The sequence below is a fragment of the Corynebacterium lactis RW2-5 genome, assembly GCF_001274895.1.
Classification (GTDB): Bacteria; Actinomycetota; Actinomycetes; order Mycobacteriales; family Mycobacteriaceae; genus Corynebacterium; species Corynebacterium lactis.
This window is the reverse complement of the sequence record NZ_CP006841.1, coordinates 1906216-1925101: the sequence shown is the minus strand read 5'-3', so window position 1 is coordinate 1925101 and position 18886 is coordinate 1906216. Positions and strand designations below refer to the sequence as shown.

Here is an 18886-nt window from a genome sequence, read left to right as displayed (position 1 = left end):
AGGCGAGTAATGACAAAATTTTCTGTGAATGCCCGCACGACCGCTGTAGTGGAACTCGATGACGAGTTGGCCCCGGTCGTGGTGGGTCATGCCGACCAAAACCTGCGCCTGCTGGAGAGCCTTCTCGCCGCGGACGTTCACGTCCGTGGCGGGGTGGTGACAATCAAGGGCTCGCCGTCGGAGGTTTCGCTGGCCACCCGAGCCTTCAAGGAACTGGAGTCGATGGCGCGGCGTGGGCACGAGCTGTCACTGGACTCGGTGCGCCGCGCTGTGGGCATCGTCGATCGTGGCGAGAAATCAGCTAGTGACGTTCTCGGCAGCGGCATCATCACTCATCGGGGTAAGACGGTGCGTGCCAAGACCGAGGGGCAAAAGGAATATGTCGATGCAATCGACCGCTTCAACGTGGTGTTCGGCGTCGGCCCCGCAGGAACTGGCAAGACCTTCCTGGCGATGGCGAAGGCAGTGGCTGCTCTGAAGGACAAGCAGGTAGAGCGAATCATCCTGACCCGTCCCGCGGTGGAGGCCGGCGAGAACCTCGGCTTCCTGCCGGGCACTCTGCACGAGAAGATTGACCCCTATCTGCGCCCGCTGCACGATGCCATGCGCGAGATGCTGGAGCCGGACCTCATTCCGAAGCTGATGGAAACCGGTGTGGTCGAGGTGGCTCCGCTGGCCTACATGCGCGGCCGCACGCTCAACAACGCATTCATAATTCTGGATGAGGCACAGAACACCACACCTGCCCAGATGAAGATGTTCCTAACCCGCCTCGGCTTCGGCTCCAAGATGGTCATTACCGGCGATGCCAGCCAGGTGGATTTGCCGCGCGGCCAGAAATCGGGATTGGCCGTGGCCCGTGAGGTTCTGCGCGGCGTGCCCGGTATCGCCTTCCCGTCGTTGACCTCCTCCGACGTGGTCCGCAATCCGCTGGTCACCGCAATCGTGGAGGCTTACGACGACTTCGACGCCTACGAGGAAGGCATCGAGCAGGGAAAGAACAAGGTCAAGAATTTCAAGGACGCGTGAGGCGAGAGATGAGCATCGAGGTTTTTAACGAGTCGGGGCAGGGCGTCAACGAGGAGTCCCTCATCGACGTAGCGCGCTACGCGCTGGGGCGCATGGACGTTCACCCCGCCGCCGAGCTGAGCATCCATATCGTGGACCTGAAGACCATAGAGGACCTGCACGTCCGCTGGCTGGATCTTCCGGGCCCCACCGATGTAATGAGCTTTCCCATGGACGAGCTGACACCGGGATCAGGCAGGCCGGATGCCGCGGATCCGGGTCCGTCCATGCTCGGCGATATCGTGTTGTGCCCGGAGTTCGCCGCAGGCCAGGCGGAGCGCTCGGGCCACCCACTCAGTCACGAGCTGGTTCTTCTGACGGTGCACGGCGTGCTTCACCTGCTGGGGTACGACCACGTCACGGCGGAGGAGGAGCGTCAGATGTTCTCCCTCCAGAACGGTCTGCTGGCCGACTGGTACGACGATATTGACCGCCGCGGTGTGAGCTTTAGCGCCAAGCCGATCACTCCGAACGCGTTCCCAGAGCGCTCTAACGAGCGATGATTCCCCTAGCGCTCATCGCGGTCTTAGCCATGCTGGGAGCCGGAGCTCTCAACACTGTCGAGACCGCGGTGTCCGCCATCTCCAGGGCGCGTGTGGCGGAGCTGCAGCGCGACGAGGTTGCCGGTGCCGGCGCGCTGCTGAAGGTCGTCGACAACCGGGCAAGGCACGTCAACGTCCTGGTCATCCTGCGTACCCTCTGCGAATCCAGCGGTGCGGTCGCCATCGCGGCGTTGTGCCTGCAGCTCTTCGCCCCTCAGGAGTGGGCGATTGCAGCAGCCGTCGGCGTGCTGTCCCTCTTTACATTTCTGGTTCTTGGGGTTTTCTCCCGCACCTTGGGTCGGAAGAATCCTTACTCCATTTCACTGGGCAGCGCTGTTGTACTGGGCTTTTTAGCGAAGGTGTTGCGCCCGCTCGAGAAGATTCTCATCTGGCTGGGCAACATCATCACGCCGGGAGGCGGTTTCCGCGATGGCCCCTTCGCCACCGAAGTGGAGCTGCGCGAGATGGTCGACATCGCCCAGGAGAAGGGAATCGTCGAGCACGACGAACGCCGGATGATCCAGTCCGTTTTTGACCTGGCGGAGACGTCGGCACGCGCTGTGATGGTGCCGCGCCCGGAGATGGTGTGGATCGAGTCGGACAAGCACTGCGGCCAGGCGGTCACCCTGTGCGTGCGCTCGGGCCATTCGCGCATTCCGGTCATTGGGGACAGTGTCGAGGACATTGTCGGTGTGGTCTACCTAAAAGACATTGTGGCGCGCACTTACGCGCGTACCGACGGCGGCCGCGGCGTCGGTGTCTCGGAGGTCATGCGCCCGTCAGTGTTCGTGCCCGATTCCAAGCCTCTCGACGACCTGCTCGACGAGATGCAGCGCAACCGCAACCACATCGCAGTTCTTATCGACGAGTACGGCTCCGTGGCGGGGCTAATCTCCATCGAGGACATCCTGGAGGAGATCGTCGGCGAGATTGCCGACGAGTACGATGCCGCGGAGCAGGCCCCAATTGAGCCGCTGGGTCAGGGGGCTTACCGCGTCATCGGTCGTCTGAGCCTCGGCGAGTTGGCGGAGCTCTACGATGAAGCGCACGACCGAATCATCGAATTCGACGATGACCTGGCTGAGGAGGTCGACACTGTTTCCGGTCTCATCGCCTACGAGCTGGGACGCGTGCCTCTGCCGGGATCGCACGTAGAATATGCAGGACTGAAGTTTACTGCCGAGGGTGCCCGCGACCGACGGGGTCGTATGAGGGTAACCACTGTGGTGGTGGAGCCGACCGCGGAAGAGATTTCCGAGGAAGAAGTGAGCAATAATGGGCAACCTTGATGACATGCTGTCGGCCGCCGGAATGGGCGGCGAGGCCGACGATTACTCTGCCCCCGAGGGCTTCCGCTCGGGGTTCGTCTCCATTGTGGGACGGCCGAACACCGGCAAGTCGACGCTGACGAACGCGCTGGTGGGGGAGAAGATTGCGATCACCGCTAACCAGCCGGAGACCACACGCCACCCGGTGCGCGGCGTCGTCCACCGGGACAACTGCCAGATCGTGGTGGTAGACACCCCCGGCTTGCACAAGCCACGCACTCTGCTCGGAGAGCGCCTGAATGACATGGTCCACGAGACTTATTCGGACGTCGACCTGGTGGCGCTGGTCATTCCGGCGGACGAGAAGCTGGGTCCTGGCGATCGCTGGATCTACGAGAACGTGTCCAAGCAGTGCAAAAACATCATGGGCATCGTGTCCAAGACGGACAAGGTCTCCCGCGACACCATCATTGAGCGTCTGATCGAGCTCCAGGAGCTGCTCGGTCCGGACGCGGAGCTGGTGCCGATGTCATCGGTGTCGGGCGAGAACATCAACACGCTTGTCGAGGTCATGGGTTCCCTGCTGCCAGAAGGCCCGCGACTGTACCCCACAGGCCACGTCACCGACGAGGACCGCGACACCCGCATGGCCGAGCTGATTCGCGAGGCCGCACTAGGCGGCCTGCGCGATGAGCTGCCACACTCGGTCGCAGTCCAGATTGACGAGGTCCTGCCGAACGAGGACCGCGAGGGTGTCCTCGACGTTCACGCCGTGATCTATGTCGAGCGCCCGGGCCAGAAGACAATCCTCATGGGCCGCGACGGCCGTCGCATGGGCACCACGATTCACAAGGCCCGCAAGGAGCTCATCGCCCTGCTCGGCCAGAACGTCTACCTGGACCTGCGCATCAAGGTGCTCAAGGACTGGCAGTCTGACCCAAAGTCGCTGGGTCGCCTGGGCTTCTAGGAGGTCAAGACCCACTGTGGAGCCGTATCGGGACCGAGCCCTGGTCGTACGCCGCTACGACCTCGGAGAGGCCGATCGCATCATCGTCCTTTTCACCCGCGACCACGGCATCGTGCGCGGTGTCGCCAAGGGGGTCCGCCGGGCAAAGAGCCGCTTCGGCTCACGCCTGGCGCCCTTCGTCGATATTGATGTCAACATCTACCCGCACCGAGGGCTGTCCACCATCGCGGGCGCGGACACCGTTCGCACATGGGCAGCTCCGCTTGTCGACGATTACGCCCGTTACACCTGCGCCTGCGCGGCGCTAGAGGTGGCGGAGAGAATCATTGGTGAGGAGCAGATTCCGGCGCCGGAGCTGTGGGACCTGACAGCCACGACCTTGGAGTCTTTGGCCGTCGGGCGGCATCGGCCGGATCTGATTTTGGTGGCCTACATCCTTCAGGCTATGGGGCAGGCCGGCTGGCAGCCCAGCCTTTTCGATTGCTCTGGCTGTGGCAAGGCGGGGCCTCATCACGCATTCTCGACGGAACTCGGTGGGGCAGTCTGCACCAACTGCAGGCCGCCGGGTGCGGACACCCCGCCGACCGAGGTGCTGCACCTGATGTGGCTTCTTGCGCATGGAGCGTTGGAGACCGTGGATACGTCGGCAAGCGGATTTGAAGCGATGGCTGCGCAGGCGAGAATCCTGACGGCAAAGCACCTCCAGCACCACCTGGGGCGGAGGGTGCGCGCGCTGGAATATGTCGACGCGTTCTGGGAGTGACGGGGAGGAATAGGGCACAATGGGAGGCGTGTTGAATCCTCCCGTGCCCCAGCAGTTTGTACCCAATCACATCGCCCTCGTGATGGACGGAAACGGCCGGTGGGCCGAGCAAAGGGGGATGAAGCGCACCGAGGGGCACAAGAGGGGAGAAGCGGTGCTCATGGAGTGCGTCGACGCGTGCTTGGAAATGGGGGTCACGCACCTGTCCGCCTACGCCTTTTCGACCGAGAATTGGCGGCGTTCGACGGATGAGGTTCGCTTCCTGATGGGCTTTAACCGGGATGTACTGCGCAGGCGTCGTGACGAGTTGGACTCGAAAAACGTGCGGGTGCGCTGGGCCGGGCGCAGGCCGCGCCTGTGGCGGACGGTGATTAAGGAACTCGAGATCGCCGAGGAACAGACCCAGGACAATGACGCTCTCACTCTGTACATGTGCGTCAACTACGGCGGCCGCGCGGAAATTGTTGATGCCGCGAAGGAGATTGCGCGCCGGGCGGCAGCGGGCGAGCTGAGCGAATACGACCTATCCGAGAAGACCTTTAGCCAATTCCTGGACGAGCCATCAATGCCGGATGTGGATTTGTTCCTGCGGCCCTCTGGCGAGCAACGGACCTCGAACTTCCTGATTTGGCAGTCCGCGTACGCCGAGATGGTCTACCAGAACAAGCTCTTCCCAGATTTCGGCCGCGAGGATATGCGGGCCGCTGTGGTCGAGTACGCCAAGCGGGATCGGCGCTTTGGTAAGGCTTAATCCTTAGAGTGCTGGCAGTTGCCGCACAGCCCAAAGACTTCGGCCGAGTGGCCGGTTAGGCTAAAGCCGTGCTTTTCAGCGAGGTTATGAGCCCACTCCTCGACTGGGCCGCCGGTGACCTCGACGGTCTCGCCGCAGTCGGTGCAGACCAGGTGGTGATGGTGGTGGTCTCCGCACAAGCGGTATAGCGCTTCACCGTTGTTCTGGTGGAGCACGTCGACGGCCTTAATCTCGGCCAAGGACTGCAGGGTGCGGTACACGGTTGTGAGACCGACCTTCTCCCCGCGCTCCGTGAGCGCTCGATGGATATCAGCTGCGGACCGGAAGTTCTGCGCATCGCGCATGATCTCCACCACGGCTCGGCGCTGCCGAGTGCTGCGCTGGCCGATGCGCTGGCCTACCTTTTTAGCGCTAGGGGCGTGCTCATGGCCCGAATCGACCCCTGCTTCAGCTCGTGCGTCGGTGTGTGCGCCCGCGTCAGCTGCTGTGTCGTGCTTATGTCCTCCAACCATGACACCGACACTACCCGGAATCCGTTCAAAAAGATGCGCTACAGTGTAGGGGACATTTTTAACTGGCTGAGCCGTAACAAGGTTTCGAGTTGGTGCCCGTAGGGGCACTCGGCTCGAAGCGTGCGGCTCGGCCCTGGTTCGTTTTCGCTTTTCTCGTCGCGTTCGATTCGCGCGTGTCCGATTTGGATTCAATAAGGAGTTGTCTAGGCCGTGGCACCTAAGTCTGTTGTCGATACCGTCGCCAACCTGTGTAAGCGCAGGGGATTCGTCTACCCGTGTGGTGAGATTTACGGCGGTACCCGCTCGGCCTGGGATTACGGTCCCCTGGGCGTGGAGCTGAAGGAAAACATCAAGCGCCAGTGGTGGAAGACCTTCGTCACCGGCCGCAAGGATGTCGTCGGCCTGGATTCGTCCATCATTCTGCCGCGCCAGGTCTGGGAGGCCTCCGGCCACGTCGCGACCTTCACTGATCCGCTGGTGGAGTCCCTGCACACTCACAAGCGCTACCGTGCCGACCACCTGATCGAGGCCTACGAGGCGAAGCACGGCCACAAGCCGGAAAACGGCCTGGCCGACGTTCCCGATCCGGAGACCGGCCAGCCGGGCAACTGGACCGAGCCGCAGATGTTCTCGGGCCTGATGAAGACCTACCTTGGGCCGGTAGATAACGAGCAGGGCCTGCACTACATGCGCCCGGAGACCGCCCAGGGCATCTTCGTCAACTTCAAGAACGTCATGACCACCGCCCGCATGAAGCCTCCCTTCGGAATCGGCCAGACTGGTAAGGCATTCCGCAACGAGATCACCCCGGGCAACTTCATCTTCCGTACTCGCGAGTTCGAGCAGATGGAGATTGAGTACTTCGTTCCCCCGGAGATGGCGGATGAGAAGTTCAAGGAGTGGGTCGACGCCTGCTGGGATTGGTTCATCGACCTGGGCGTAAACCCGGAGAACATGCGCCAGTTTGATGTTCCGGAGGAAGAGCGTGCGCACTACTCCGCGGGCACCATCGACTTCGAGTACCGCTTCGGCTTCACCGGAAACGAGTGGGGCGAGCTTATGGGTGTCGCTAACCGCACCGACTACGACCTGGGCTGCCACATCGAGCACTCCAAGGAGGACTTGCGCTACCACGATCAGGTCTCCGGCGAGAAGTACGTTCCGTACGTCATCGAGCCGTCCTTCGGCCTGACCCGCGCCATGATGGCCTTCCTCTGCGATGCCTACACGGAGGAGGAGGTTCCGAACGCCAAGGGCGGCACCGACACCCGTACCGTCCTGAAGCTGGATCCGCGCCTGTCTCCGATTAAGGTCGCAGTCCTGCCGCTGTCCAAGAAGGACACGCTGACCCCGACCGCGGAGGCCGTCGCCGACCGCCTGCGCAAGCACTGGGCCATCGACTACGACACCTCCGGAGCTATCGGTCGCCGTTACCGCCGCCAGGACGAGATTGGCACCCCGTTCTGTGTCACCGTCGACTTCGATACCCTCGAAGACGACGCCGTGACCGTCCGCGATCGCGACACCATGGCTCAGGAGCGCGTCAAAATTGACGAGCTCGAGGGCTACCTCGCCGCTCGCCTGGTGGGCTGCTAATGACCGAGGAAGTGACCTGGCAGTCGTACAGCCTCGGTGAGGGCAAGCACTATCACAAGGAGCAGACCTGGCCCATCCTCAAGGAAGGCGAGGAGATTGGCTCGTACATCCGCGATGAGCAGGGCGACCGCCTCCTCACCGCGGAGGGCGAGTGGGTCGTCGATGCCTCCGCTGATCACCGCATCTCCGCCACGCTTCCCGACGGCCGCGTGTTCACGACCACGGCCTCCGACCGCGACAAAATTTCTCGGGCGAAGCAGCTCTCGGTGACCTTTGGCGGCGGCAGCCATGAGGCGAAGCTCGTCTGCGAGGGTTCGACGAACTACGTTATCGAGAATGCCGCCAGCGGCGAGAAGTGGGGTCAGTTCACAGGGGCCTCGCGGGGCGTGCGCCATGCAGAGGTGCAGTTCGACACCGACGAGGGACGCGCTCTTCCGGAGGAGGAGAAGGTGTTCCTCGTCTACAGTGCTCGTCGCGTGCTGGAATCCCGGATGGTGTCGTCCACCTGGATTCTGACGGTCTGTCTCATCGCCCTGATCGCGTATATGATTTGGGCGTGGATTGTGTAGCGACTATTTCCGATGGTGCTGTCTACAGCGCCGATACTGATGCTGCTGAGGGTAGTACTCGGGCCCTATCGCATGGTTGGAGCCAGCGCGATGGGGCCTTCGGCGCATTTTGGTTGCAGTCTCCTTCCGGTACGCAGTGGAAGGTGAAGACAAAGAGGTTGTCGACCGCCGTGCTGATCCTCACCGACGTTAATTCCGGGCGTGCGTTTCTACTTCCGAGGCAAGGCAGGGGGATTCGCTCCGTGTTTGCCATGCGACAACCCGGAGTGGAGGTCGCGCGAATAGTGCGCTGCGATTGCCAAGCTGGCCCGCGCGAATCAGATTTTGAGGTCTATTCGGACAGCACAGTAGCGCGGGACGGTACCTCGGACTGGATCATCGCCGTGGCCCTAGCAGTCGCCGCAGTGGATGGGCGCCGGAGCGTACGGATTTAGCGTGATTTGCCCGTGTCGCCGGCTTCCTCTTCGCTTATTTGCTCCGGGGACTCTGATTCATTGTCTCCGTTGGCTTCATCGTCCCCTACGAATATTGTGGACACGGAAAATGAGAGCAGCCAATCGATATAGTTCTTCTGCCTGGCCTTGGTCTTTCTGGTCAAGCGTTGGCTGAACGTCTGGCGGCCGAATCCGGCCATCGGCCCCGAGGGAACGCTCGTGGCGGTGGCGCTTCCATCCGCGGAGGTCCAAAGTTCTGTTCCGTCGGAGAATGCTGTTACGTCGTAGAGTCGGTGAGTCTTCAAGTTGTGGTGACGACGACACAGACAGTGGAGATTTTGGGTATCGGTTGGTCCTCCGCCTTCCGGCGACTCGTGATCGTAGGGCTGGATATGGTCCAGGTCGCACTGGTGAGCCGGGGTTTCGCAGCCGGGGAAGCGGCACGTGCCGTCGCGTCCACGTACGCGGGCGGCCTGGGCGTCGGTCGGGCGGTACCCTTCAGTGCTGCTATCCCCAGACATGCGGACGTGCGTAACCTCGCGCATCCATTCCTCTGTAGCAAGCGCTCCCAACCAGCCGGCACCGTCCAACCAGGCATCGTCCGAGCCCGGCGTGCGGTAGATGTTGAGAACTACCTCGGCTGTCGTTTGCTGGGAGACTAGCGCTACAAGTGCGTCGGAGAGTGTCGCGCGCTTTGAATTCTTGCCACTGGTGGCTTCTTCAGCTTCCGCATTTTCGCCAGGGGCTTCACTCTTCTCGTCGTCGAGCGCTTTCTTGTTAAGCGTATGAACGGCAGCATCCAGAGCCAGCTTGATTAACCGTGAGCGATCGCTGCGGAGAGTCGCGACAATCTGGGAGTATTTTCCTCCCGGCAGCTCGGTGACCGTGACCGATTCGGCGGTGGTAACTTGCGGGACAGTGCCGTCGCCGCGTGCGCGGTCATCGTATTCTGCGACGATATCGCCGATTTTGTTGGTGAGAGTGCGTGGGCCAACCATGGCTTGCCTCGCCCGTGTCGGAGTGAGTAGCTCGACCACTTCATTCTCTACCGCCTCAATCTGCTCATCGGCGATAGCGAAGGTTCCGTTGGCGATAATGCCCAGGTGGGGTAGGCCAAGGATAGCCGTGTCACGTGCAATTTCGGAAATGCGGGGCATTCGACGGAGCATCAAGCCTATTTCACATAGTTGCATGACCTTGCCTCGGCTCAGGCCGAGGCGAATGCTCAATCCTGCTGCGTGATATTCGACATCGTCGTCCTCGTTCGGGCAACAGGCCTCAATGAGCTCGAGTAGAGCACGATTAGAGGCTCGAATTTTTTGCGAAAGTGGGTCGTCTGGTTGTTGGTGGGCCCAGTAGGCCTCGACTGTATCCCCCATGAGCCAATCCCCCTGAATGTCTGTGCCGTATGTCTATCCCGTGGGTTGCTACCGATTCTGTATCAGCGGCTCAATCTAGCTGATGAAACTAATCGTACTCGCGTTCGAATCTATATGCAATGGGTAGTCGAACGGAATCTTCGAAAAGTTTCGTAATCTACCGAAAAATAGGGCCGGGCAGGGCAGTGGCGCAGACTAAAACCCCATCGAGCTGCCGTTTCCTCCGGATCCCCCACCGAAGCCGCCGCCGAAGCCGCCGCTGTTATTGAGCATGCTACCCAGGACCATGCCGGCAATCATCGCACCGGAGTTGCCTCCGCCACCACCGCGCCGCTGGCTGTCGTAGCGTTCGATATCGCGACGGGCCAGGTCAGCGGCCTCTGCGGCAAGCTTGCGAGCTCGCCGGGCGAAGGTCAGCGCGCGTCGTGGATCCCGCTCCGCTTCCGCAGCTGCAAGATCATAGGCCCGCTGTGCTTCCGACAGGCGGGCGCGCGCCTTAGCTCCCACCACTCGACGACGCGTATCGATAAGGTCCGCAGCCGCATGAAGATAGTTCTCCGCATCGCGCATGCTATTGCGCAAAGTGGCGGTAGCGCGCGCAAACGAGGCGGCCTTGTCACGTGCGGAATCAAGGGCTTCGTCGAGGGCATCGTCGGCGTCGGTAAGTGCGGTCCAACAGGAGAGGGGATCGGTCCCGGACTTGTTCTCGGCGACACCGAGGGCTTCGCGGCCCGCCTCGATGGCGGCATTCAGGCGAGCGCGATCGATTTCTGCGCCCGACGGCGCGGAGAGGAGATTAGTGGCCTCGTCGATCTCGCCGCGAACCTCGGCGATGAGAGCATCAAGGCCGGCGTTTGCCTGAGCGATATCGGATTCGGCGTGCTCGATGGAGGCAAGGAGACGATCGGCCTGAGTCAGCGCCAGGTCCGTGGCGGAGAGGGCATCGATCAGCCCGGCCTGCTGCCCGGCGGGAAGAGCGACGAGCTCACGTGCCCGTTCCAGGGACTGCTCGGACTGATTAAGATGCTCGTTGGCCATTTCGACATTGTCGGCGACGGAGACAAGGATCGCATCGTCGTAGCGATTTTTCAGCTCGCCGAGAATCTGCTCGGCGCGCGGAATTCGGGTGCGAATCTCCACCTGGCGCTGTGTGAGCTTCGCCAGGGTTTGGTCTGCGTTGATCAATTCCTCGCGCAGCTTCTGGAAATTTTCCGCCTGCCCATCCAGCTCGTCATCGGCCTTTCCGCACGTGGAGACGATTTCCAGCATGATGCTGCGGCGCTCGGTTTCGTCGGCGACCGAGCCGTCGTCAAGCTGTTGGCGCAGGGCGAAGGCGCGCTCGAGAGTCTTGCGGGAGTGGGCGAGGGCCTGGTCGAAGGGGCGAACGCGGTCCGGGCCGAACTCTGCGCGGGCGAGCTCGAGCTCCGTCTGCCCCTTGCGGATCGACTCGTCGGTGCTGACGATTTCCTCGTGGGCGAGCTCGTCGAGCGCGCCGGTGGACAGCGAATCTAGAGAAGCGACATCGGTCGGGGCGATGGTGCGCCCGCGTTCGACCTCCTGCGCGGCGCGCTTCTTTTTGCCCCTGTGACTTAAAGCCCAGGCTCCACCGCCGACGACGGCAGCGCCACCGACACCGGCGCCAAGGGCCCAGCCGCCAGCCTCGGAGCTGCCGGAGACCCGACCGCCGGCCGCTTCCACGGCGGCGAGACCGGCTTCGTACCAGTTGTCATCGAAAAGAGGTTCCTGAGCGGCCAGGTTAATCGAATCGGAGTCGCCGCTGACCGAAGAGCCGGCCCAGGCGCCCAGGTTGCGGTCCTCGACGGCAATCGCGATTACGCCGCGGTTTTCGGCTGCCCCATTGCGCTTCCAGAGCTGGTGCGCCCACTCCTTCGGCTCGGTACCGTCGAAGGACTTGATGTAGGCGACCGAGAAAACGATGCGCTTGTCCTGCTTGAGCTGGCGAATCTTCTGCGCGATGTCCTGCTCCTGCTCAGGGGTGAGCACATCTGCTAAATCCGCGACGTCACCTGACACGGCCGATACTGGCTCCGCATGGGCGACAGTAGGGGAGATTAGCGGCGAGGTGGTCGCCAGTGCAGTGGCAAGAGGCGAGCTGAGCCCCACCAAAACTCCGGCTGCTACCAAGCTAAGAGGGCGAAACACGCGATTCCTGTCAGACATAACCCCAAGGATACGTAACAATAAATACCGTGGCTGGTACGTTTTCCTATTCTTCGTTTGAGCTCGACCGGATTGTTCAAGAGGCTCCTAAACGGTCTCTGCTTCCCGGGGTCGAGTCGATGGAGAAGCACCGGGCGGCGTTTTCCCGCGACCGTGCCCGAGTCCTGCATTCGGCGGCGCTGCGTCGGCTTGCCGACAAGACTCAGGTCGTCGGCCCGCACGAGGGGGATACGCCCCGCACCCGCCTGACCCATTCGCTGGAGGTGGCGCAGATTGCCCGGGGGATTGCGGCGGAACTCGGCGCCGACCAGGACCTAGCTGAGCTGGCCGGGCTTACCCACGATATCGGTCACCCCCCTTACGGGCACAACGGCGAGCGCGCGCTGGACGAGATCGCCGCTGGCTGTGGCGGTTTCGAGGGCAACGCCCAGACCCTGCGAATCCTCACCCGCCTCGAGCCGAAGGTCCTCGACGGAACCGGCGAGCCCTGCGGCCTAAACCTGACCCGCGCAGCCCTGGATGCGGCCTGCAAGTACCCGTGGACGCCGGTTGGCCCGGACGGTCAGGTTCGCCACAAGTACGGCGCCTACGCCGAGGATGCAGCGATTTTGCAGTGGATCCGCCAGGGCGCGCCTTTCGGGCGGCAGTGCCTGGAGGCACAAATCATGGACTGGTCCGACGACGTGGCCTACTCCGTCCACGATGTCGAGGATGGCATCGTCTCCGGACGCATCGACCTGGGTGTTTTGTGGGATACCGTCGAGCTGGCCGCGCTCGCCGACAAGGGCGCCGCGGCCTTCGGAGGTGACCCCGGCGAGCTCGTCGAAGCCGCAGGGCGCCTCGCCAGCCTCCCGGTGGTCTCCGCCGCGGCGTCCTACGACGGCTCCCTGCAATCGCTGGTCGCGCTGAAACGCATGACCTCTGAGCTGGTGGGGCGCTTCGTCACCGCCTCCGTCGCTGGCACCCGCGCCGCCTCGGGTTCCTCGCTACCGCTCGGGCGTTACGACGCCGACCTCGCCGTCCCTGCGTCCATCTTGGCGGAGGTAACCATGCTGAAGACGATTGCGGTGCTCTACGTGATGGACCTGCCTCGTCACCTGCGCAGGCAGGATCGCGAGCGCGACAGGCTCTTTCGCGTGGCCGAGTATCTGCAGGAGGGCGCGCCGGGCGCCCTGGACCCGATGTTCCAGTGGATGTACACCCGTGCGGATAGCGACGCGGCGCGCCTGCGCGTCATCGTGGACCAGCTGGCGTCGATGACGGAATCTCGAGTGCAGAGGCTGGATCACCAGATCGCCGGTGTTTCGGCGGCGTGGGGTTAGTGATGCACGTAGCTAGTCCTCGGCATCGGGAATGACGCAGAAGCTCTCGTAGTGGTCGTCCGTGTAGTACCAGACGTCGGGGTCATTTTCTGATCCGCCGCCGACGACGATGCGGCGGGCACCTCGGTTGGACTTGCCCGGAGTTTTCACCGTGTACTCGCGGTAGTAGTCGCTGTTCTTTTTCGGCAGTACGCCCTCGTAGTTGCCGAAGTGCTTGCCATCATGCTGCGAGTAGAGGTGGTCCTGGTCGGTCAGGATGCGATTGATGACCTGATCCGCCTCTTTGGGCAGGGACCCTACCGAGCAAGTTTCCCCGTTGGCGGACTGCTGAGTGGAGTCTTTCTGTGCGGGCTTGCTGGGCTTAGTCGGCTTAGGCGAGTCACCGCCACCGTCAATCCCGAAGTAACCACCTGCAATGACCAGCACTGCCGCAGCAATCCCGCCGCCAATCTTTTTCCACTCTGCCATGGACGTTATCTTCTCATATTCCGACTTGCGCGCTTCGGTAAGGTTGATTTCATGGCACGGGGAAGAATTCCAGACAGCGATATCGCGGCGATCCGCGAGCGCACTCCTATTGAGGAGATTGTCGGGGAGTACGTGCAGCTAAAGCCAGGCGGCGCGGATTCCCTTAAAGGTCTTTCCCCGTTCAAGGACGAGCGCACACCGTCCTTCCATGTGCGTCCCAATCATGGCTACTACCACTGCTTTTCCACGGGTAAGGGCGGCGACGTCTTCAGCTTCCTGATGGAGATGGAACACCTGTCCTTCCCCGAGGCCGTCGAGGCTTGCGCCGAGAAGATTGGCTACCACATCAACTATGAGGGCGGCGGCACTGGGCGGCGCGAAGAGCCGGGCACCCGCCAGCGCCTCATCGCCGCCAACCGCGAGGCGCAGAAGTTCTACGTGGCGCAATTCTCCACGCCGGACGCCGCCCCGGCACGGGAGTTTTTGGAAAACCGCGGCTTCACCGCCGAGCACATGAAACAGTTCGGCTGTGGTTACTCTCCGGCCGGATGGGACAAACTGACCAAGCACCTGCAGCGCCTGGGCTTTTCTTTCGAGGAGCTCGACAAGGCCGGGCTATCGAAGATGGGGCGCATGGGGCCCATCGACCGTTTCCACCGACGCCTGATGTGGCCGATCCGCAACATGGGCGGCGACGTTATCGGTTTCGGTGCCCGAAAGCTCTACGAGGACGACAACCTCGGTAAGTACATGAACACGCCCGAGACCATGCTCTACAAGAAGTCGAAGGTGCTCTTCGGCCTCGACCTGGCGAAGAAGGACATCGCCGCAGGCCATCAAGCCGTCATCGTCGAGGGCTACACCGACGTGATGGCCATGCACGCCTCGGGCGTGACGACGGCCGTCGCCTCCTGTGGCACAGCTTTCGGTGAGGAACACCTGCAGCTTCTGCGCAGGCTGATGCTCGATGACAGCTTCTTCCGCGGCGAGCTGATTTACACCTTCGATGCCGACGAGGCCGGCCAAAAGGCGGCGATGCGTGCGTTTGAGGGAGAGCAGAACTTCACCGGGCAGTCTTACGTCGCGGTGGCGCCGGACGGGATGGACCCCTGCGACCTACGCATGCAAAAAGGCGAGGCTGCTGTCCGCGAGTTGGTCGCATCTCGGCGCCCACTCATTGACTTCGTCCTGCGCACTCTGCTGCGCGACTACGATGTCACGACCGCCAACGGCCGGGTTTCTGGCCTGCGCCGCGTCGTGCCGGTGCTGGCGCAGCTGAAGGACACATCCCTTCGGGACGAATACGCCCGCGAGGTCGCCGGGTGGGTCGGGTGGGCCGACGAGGCGGAACTGGTCGCCCGCGTCCGTGAGGAGGCCGCGCGCCCGAAGAAGGAGCAGCGCAAGCCGTTCCAGCGCCGCGCCGCCGAAGAGCAGGCCCGCGCCGCCGAGCAGCGCCGCGGAACCCCCACGCTGCCATACCCGAACCCCAAGGACCCGGTGCTGCACGCCCAGCGCGAGGCCCTAAAGCTGGCGGTCCAGGAGCCCGCGACAACCGGGCCAGTATTCGACGCCCTTGCTCCGGAAACGTTCGGGCACCCGACCTACCGCGCGGTATTCGACGCAGTGGTTGCCGCCGGCGGCGTCTGCGGTCCCGCGGCGAGCAACGTCCACGGCTGGGCCGCAGTGATTATGGAAAACGCGGGAGACGACGTCGTAAAGCGGCTGGTGACGGAGCTCGGCGTTGAGCCTATCGAGGTGGACCCCGAGGACATGCGGGCCTATTCGCAGGCGATTCTGGCGCGCCTGCAGGAGGTGTGGGTCGGTGACCAAATCGCGCAGCTAAAGGCGATGCTGTCGCGGATGCGGCCCTCGGATGACGAAACCGCCTACCGCACGCTGTTCGCGGATCTGCTGGCAATGGAGGAGTACCGCCGCGAACTGCAGGCGGAGGCGGTCAAGGTCGTTTTCGAGTAATCGGGCGGGAAACCAGGCTAGTACCCGCGGCGGATCCATTCCTCCAGGTGAGGGGCCTCGCGACCGATAGTTGTGTGGTCTCCGTGGCCTGTTCGCACGATGGTCTCGGCGGGAAGTGTGAGCAGGTTGTCACGGATGGAATCGATGATCGTGTCGAAGTCCGAGAAGGACCGCCCAGTCGCGCCGGGCCCGCCCGAGAACAGCGTGTCGCCCGAGAAGAGCTCCGCGGCCTCGGGGACATAGAGGCAGCAGGAGCCGGGGGAGTGGCCAGGTGTGTTAATCACAACGACCTCCGTGCCCGCAATCTCGAGACGTTGGCCATGGGCGAGGTCCTCGTGGCCCAGATCCGGCCAGGTCTGCTCCCACAGCATCTGATCACCCGGGTGGACCAGCAGGGGAGCGTCCAGCTTCTCCTGCAGCTCCGGGGCGACGGTGATGTGGTCATTGTGCGCGTGCGAGCACACGATTGCCTTGACCTTGCGGCCCGCCACCGCGTCGATGATCGGCTGGGCCTCGTGCGCGGCGTCGATGACGATGACCTCGCGGTCGTCGCCCAGCACCCACACGTTGTTGTCCACGTCCCAGGTGCCTCCGTCGAGGGAGAATGTGCCCGAGGTGACCACGTGGTCTACGCGAAGTTCACACATTACAGGGTCACCACCGAACGCAGAACCTTGCCGGCCTTCATCGTGTCGAAGGCCTGCTCCACCTCGTCGATGCCGATGCGCTCGGAGACGAAATCCTCCAGCGGCAGTCGCTTCTGTAGGGACAGGTCGACCAACATCGGGAAGTCGCGCTCCGGCAGGCAGTCGCCGTACCAGGACGACTTCAACGCACCGCCGCGCCCGAAGACGTCCAGCAGCGGGATGTCCAGCTTCATCGTCGGGCTGGGCACGCCCACCAGAACCGCGCGTCCGGCGAGGTCACGCGCGTAGAACGCCTGCACGTACGTCTCCGGGCGGCCCACCGCGTCAATCACCACGTCCGCACCGAAACCGCCGGTCAGCTCCCGCACGCGCTTTACGACGGGATCGTCGTCGCCTTTAGTGGCGTCGGCGGCAGCCAGGTCCTTGGAATTAATCGTCTCGGTCGCGCCGAACTCCCGGGCTGTCGCCAGCTTTTCATCCGAGACATCGATGGCGATGATGGTGCTGGCACCGGCCAGCTTAGCGCCGGCAATTGCAGCGGTTCCGACACCGCCGCAGCCGATGACGGCCACGGATTCTCCGCGTTTAATACCGCCGGTGTTGATGGCGGCGCCGATGCCAGCCATGACGCCGCAGCCGAGCAGCCCCGCGACGGCCGGGTCCGCATCCGGATCGACCTTCGTGCACTGGCCCTCGTGGACCAGGGTGGCTTCAGCGAAGGCACCGATTCCGAGAGCGGGGGTTAGGACGGTGCCGTCGGCAAGCGTCATTGGCTTGGAGGCGTTGTGGGTGTTGAAGCAGTACTGCGGCTCACCGCGTTTGCAGGCGCGGCATTCGCCGCAGACAGCGCGCCAGTTGAGAACTACGAAATCGCCGACGGCAACGTGGGTGACCTCCTCGCCGACCTCGGCGACCACGCCGGCGGCCTCGTGGCCCAGGAGGAACGGGTACTCGTCGGTGATGTCGCCGTCGCGGTAGGCCAGGTCGGTGTGGCAGACGCCGCAGGCCTGGATGTCCACGATGACATCGTTCGGGCCGGGGGAGGGAATATGGATTTCGGCCAGCTCTACCGGAGCGCCTTTCTCGCGGGAGATAACACCGCGTACTACGCGAGCAGTTTCCGAATTTGTTGCTTGTTCAACCATATTTTCATGGTAGGGAATACGCAGCTCAGGCGCATATTGGGAATGTTTTTCAATAATTCTATGGGGCCGAAGGATCTGGTTTGCCAAGGCTAGCTTTGTCTAACCTTTCTTTCGTGGGGCTCAACTGTATTGCTCAGCGAAATGGCCCCGACGGTGGCGATGAGGGCTAGGGGTGCCAGGAGAATGAAAACATCTAGAATCGGTGCGGCGACTTCGATGCCTGGAAAGTGCCCAGGAAGAGACCGAGAGCGGCTATGGCCGCAAGGCATGTTAAATGGACCGCGAAAGTGAGCGCGAGATTGGATGATTCCATGCTTGCAACAAACGGGGTGACGCTGGTGTAGGGGGCTGCGCCGGGGCTGATATCTGTGACAAAGAACGGGTCGGTGCCGAGGTAAAAGAGGTCCCGCTTCAGTGCAATCAGAGATGACAGCGTATTAAGGGCGGCAAACGTAACAGACCATGCTGTGAGACACACTAATCCACCAATAAAGTGAGTTTTCGGCCGTGTCTCAGAGGTAAACAGGTGAGGTGCGCGACAAGCGGCGTAGTAAAACAGGGCCAGCGTAATAAAGAGAATAAGCAAATTAAAGGTACAGCCATCTCCAGAGAAGGGCCTGGCGATTTCGAGTATCAAGATAGCGCCGGCTGAAATTAGCCACGCTTTGGTGGCTGCTGTGTAAAAGGTCGATGCAGCGTTTGCGATGCTCATTGATCGTTCCAATTAGGGGGGGGCGGAGAGGCTTTGAGTGCTACTCAAATGGGCTGTTGGGGGGCAAGCGCTGTTGTAATCCCAATCTACAATCTTGTTGTTGCTGTCGGATTAGTTCTCCAAGTTCTTTTAAGTTCCGCTTGCTTCTCGAGGGGATGGAGTACTGAAATCCCCTAACCCTCTTTGTCTAGATGGTAGGGCAGAGATGGTGGGAGTATGATTCTTGTTAAAAACACTCGATTAGCAGGGGATTTGGTACTTTTTGAACCTCTGGGTAAAGTAACTGTTCGTTGCAAGGGAGAGATTAATTCTTCCAAGCAAGTGGGCATTCCTCCATAGCTCAATGGCAGAGCATTCGACTGTTAATCGAAGGGTTGCTGGTTCGAGTCCAGCTGGAGGAGCAAACAGACCAGGTCAGGAAGTTTTCTGACCTGGTTTTTCATGTCTCCAGGCGCAAAGAAGACAATAACCATTAAAGAATTGCAGGTTACTCAAAACGTGGGGTCGTGTAGACTTCGCCCCTACTCTACTGCCGAGCGACCGTAGCACTGGTTCATTACTTTAGAACAGCCGAGGTGGCCGGGTAAA

17 protein-coding genes and 1 tRNA gene are annotated in these 18886 nt (G+C 62.1%); 11 read left to right on the top strand and 7 right to left on the bottom strand.

Translation table 11 applies throughout. The features are described from left to right. The first annotated feature begins 9 nt into the window (after positions 1–9). From CLAC_RS08385 to CLAC_RS08360, 6 genes are read left to right on the top strand one after another with little or no spacing between them, the layout of a single operon-like run. Positions 10–1029 (top strand): PhoH family protein, encoded by a 1020-nt coding sequence (locus tag CLAC_RS08385; protein WP_053412524.1) that lies wholly within the window; start codon positions 10–12, stop codon positions 1027–1029. 8 nt (positions 1030–1037) lie between these two features. Then, positions 1038–1571, top strand: coding sequence for an rRNA maturation RNase YbeY (gene ybeY, locus CLAC_RS08380; RefSeq protein WP_053412523.1), 534 nt, complete (start codon positions 1038–1040; stop codon positions 1569–1571). Beyond that, on the top strand, positions 1568–2899 hold the full coding sequence (locus tag CLAC_RS08375; protein ID WP_053412522.1) for a hemolysin family protein: 1332 nt from the start codon (positions 1568–1570) through the stop codon (positions 2897–2899). Before ybeY ends, CLAC_RS08375 begins: the two co-directional genes overlap by 4 nt. 22 nt (positions 2900–2921) lie before the next feature. Beyond that, entirely contained in the window at positions 2922–3845 is a 924-nt protein-coding gene (era, locus tag CLAC_RS08370) for a GTPase Era (protein WP_053413365.1), read from the top strand. Positions 3846–3861: 16 nt separating this feature from the next. After that, positions 3862–4608 (top strand): DNA repair protein RecO, encoded by a 747-nt coding sequence (gene recO / locus CLAC_RS08365; RefSeq protein WP_053412521.1) that lies wholly within the window; start codon positions 3862–3864, stop codon positions 4606–4608. A 19-nt stretch (positions 4609–4627) separates the two neighbouring features. After that, positions 4628–5359 (top strand): isoprenyl transferase, encoded by a 732-nt coding sequence (locus tag CLAC_RS08360; RefSeq protein ID WP_053412520.1) that lies wholly within the window; start codon positions 4628–4630, stop codon positions 5357–5359. Here the strand turns inward: CLAC_RS08360 and CLAC_RS08355 are convergent. Then, positions 5356–5871, bottom strand: coding sequence for a Fur family transcriptional regulator (locus tag CLAC_RS08355; RefSeq protein WP_053412519.1), 516 nt, complete (start codon positions 5869–5871; stop codon positions 5356–5358). The genes CLAC_RS08360 and CLAC_RS08355 overlap by 4 nt on opposite strands. Before the next feature lie 210 nt (positions 5872–6081). Between CLAC_RS08355 and CLAC_RS08350 the strand changes: the two genes are divergently transcribed. Both CLAC_RS08350 and CLAC_RS08345 read left to right on the top strand, forming a co-directional pair. After that, entirely contained in the window at positions 6082–7467 is a 1386-nt protein-coding gene (locus tag CLAC_RS08350; RefSeq protein WP_053412518.1) for a glycine--tRNA ligase, read from the top strand. After that, on the top strand, positions 7467–8036 hold the full coding sequence (locus CLAC_RS08345; protein ID WP_053412517.1) for a hypothetical protein: 570 nt from the start codon (positions 7467–7469) through the stop codon (positions 8034–8036). Before CLAC_RS08350 ends, CLAC_RS08345 begins: the two co-directional genes overlap by 1 nt. Positions 8037–8466: 430 nt before the next feature. Here CLAC_RS08345 and CLAC_RS08335 read toward each other — a convergent pair whose 3' ends face one another. Then, positions 8467–9849, bottom strand: a complete 1383-nt coding sequence (locus tag CLAC_RS08335) for an HNH endonuclease signature motif containing protein (RefSeq protein ID WP_211255351.1) — start codon at positions 9847–9849, stop codon at positions 8467–8469. 195 nt (positions 9850–10044) lie between these two features. Next, positions 10045–12030 carry a TPM domain-containing protein gene (locus tag CLAC_RS08330; protein ID WP_245621843.1) on the bottom strand — a complete coding sequence of 662 codons (1986 nt, stop codon included), beginning with the start codon at positions 12028–12030 and terminating at the stop codon, positions 10045–10047. 29 nt (positions 12031–12059) lie between these two features. On the opposite strand from CLAC_RS08330, the gene CLAC_RS08325 reads away from it, so the two are divergent. After that, entirely contained in the window at positions 12060–13352 is a 1293-nt protein-coding gene (locus tag CLAC_RS08325; protein WP_053412514.1) for a deoxyguanosinetriphosphate triphosphohydrolase, read from the top strand. A 12-nt stretch (positions 13353–13364) separates the two neighbouring features. Here the strand turns inward: CLAC_RS08325 and CLAC_RS08320 are convergent, their stop codons facing one another. Then, positions 13365–13820, bottom strand: a complete 456-nt coding sequence (locus tag CLAC_RS08320) for a guanyl-specific ribonuclease (protein WP_053412513.1) — start codon at positions 13818–13820, stop codon at positions 13365–13367. 51 nt (positions 13821–13871) lie between these two features. Between CLAC_RS08320 and dnaG the strand changes: the two genes are divergently transcribed. Continuing rightward, on the top strand, positions 13872–15794 hold the full coding sequence (gene dnaG / locus CLAC_RS08315; protein ID WP_053412512.1) for a DNA primase: 1923 nt from the start codon (positions 13872–13874) through the stop codon (positions 15792–15794). A gap of 17 nt (positions 15795–15811) precedes the next feature. Here dnaG and CLAC_RS08310 read toward each other — a convergent pair whose 3' ends face one another. The 3 genes from CLAC_RS08310 to CLAC_RS08300 all read right to left on the bottom strand — a co-directional run bounded on the left by CLAC_RS08310 (position 15812) and on the right by CLAC_RS08300 (position 18298). Then, complete coding sequence (locus CLAC_RS08310) at positions 15812–16441, bottom strand: MBL fold metallo-hydrolase (RefSeq protein WP_053412511.1); 630 nt, start codon at positions 16439–16441, stop codon at positions 15812–15814. Beyond that, positions 16441–17586, bottom strand: a complete 1146-nt coding sequence (locus CLAC_RS08305; RefSeq protein ID WP_053412510.1) for an S-(hydroxymethyl)mycothiol dehydrogenase — start codon at positions 17584–17586, stop codon at positions 16441–16443. Before CLAC_RS08305 ends, CLAC_RS08310 begins: the two co-directional genes overlap by 1 nt. 193 nt (positions 17587–17779) lie before the next feature. Then, a complete protein-coding gene (locus CLAC_RS08300) occupies positions 17780–18298 on the bottom strand; it encodes a hypothetical protein (protein WP_053412509.1) in 519 nt (172 codons plus the stop codon). Positions 18299–18627: 329 nt separating this feature from the next. Here CLAC_RS08300 and CLAC_RS08295 point away from each other — a divergent pair. Continuing rightward, positions 18628–18699: transfer RNA gene (locus tag CLAC_RS08295), tRNA-Asn, on the top strand. Positions 18700–18886 lie beyond the last annotated feature (187 nt).

Excerpts from the sequence above, each read along its gene's own strand:
- CLAC_RS08385 (WP_053412524.1), top strand. The coding sequence starts at position 10 with ATGACAAAATTTTCTGTGAATGCCCGCACGACCGCTGTAGTGGAACTC.
- ybeY (WP_053412523.1), top strand. The coding sequence starts at position 1,038 with ATGAGCATCGAGGTTTTTAACGAGTCGGGGCAGGGCGTCAACGAGGAG.
- CLAC_RS08375 (WP_053412522.1), top strand. The coding sequence starts at position 1,568 with ATGATTCCCCTAGCGCTCATCGCGGTCTTAGCCATGCTGGGAGCCGGA.
- era (WP_053413365.1), top strand. The coding sequence starts at position 2,922 with ATGGGCGGCGAGGCCGACGATTACTCTGCCCCCGAGGGCTTCCGCTCG.
- CLAC_RS08360 (WP_053412520.1), top strand. The coding sequence starts at position 4,628 with ATGGGAGGCGTGTTGAATCCTCCCGTGCCCCAGCAGTTTGTACCCAAT.
- CLAC_RS08355 (WP_053412519.1), bottom strand. The coding sequence starts at position 5,871 with ATGGTTGGAGGACATAAGCACGACACAGCAGCTGACGCGGGCGCACAC.
- CLAC_RS08345 (WP_053412517.1), top strand. The coding sequence starts at position 7,467 with ATGACCGAGGAAGTGACCTGGCAGTCGTACAGCCTCGGTGAGGGCAAG.
- CLAC_RS08335 (WP_211255351.1), bottom strand. The coding sequence starts at position 9,849 with ATGGGGGATACAGTCGAGGCCTACTGGGCCCACCAACAACCAGACGAC.
- CLAC_RS08330 (WP_245621843.1), bottom strand. The coding sequence starts at position 12,030 with ATGTCTGACAGGAATCGCGTGTTTCGCCCTCTTAGCTTGGTAGCAGCC.
- CLAC_RS08320 (WP_053412513.1), bottom strand. The coding sequence starts at position 13,820 with ATGGCAGAGTGGAAAAAGATTGGCGGCGGGATTGCTGCGGCAGTGCTG.
- dnaG (WP_053412512.1), top strand. The coding sequence starts at position 13,872 with ATGGCACGGGGAAGAATTCCAGACAGCGATATCGCGGCGATCCGCGAG.
- CLAC_RS08310 (WP_053412511.1), bottom strand. The coding sequence starts at position 16,441 with ATGTGTGAACTTCGCGTAGACCACGTGGTCACCTCGGGCACATTCTCC.
- CLAC_RS08305 (WP_053412510.1), bottom strand. The coding sequence starts at position 17,586 with ATGGTTGAACAAGCAACAAATTCGGAAACTGCTCGCGTAGTACGCGGT.
- CLAC_RS08300 (WP_053412509.1), bottom strand. The coding sequence starts at position 18,298 with ATGAGCATCGCAAACGCTGCATCGACCTTTTACACAGCAGCCACCAAA.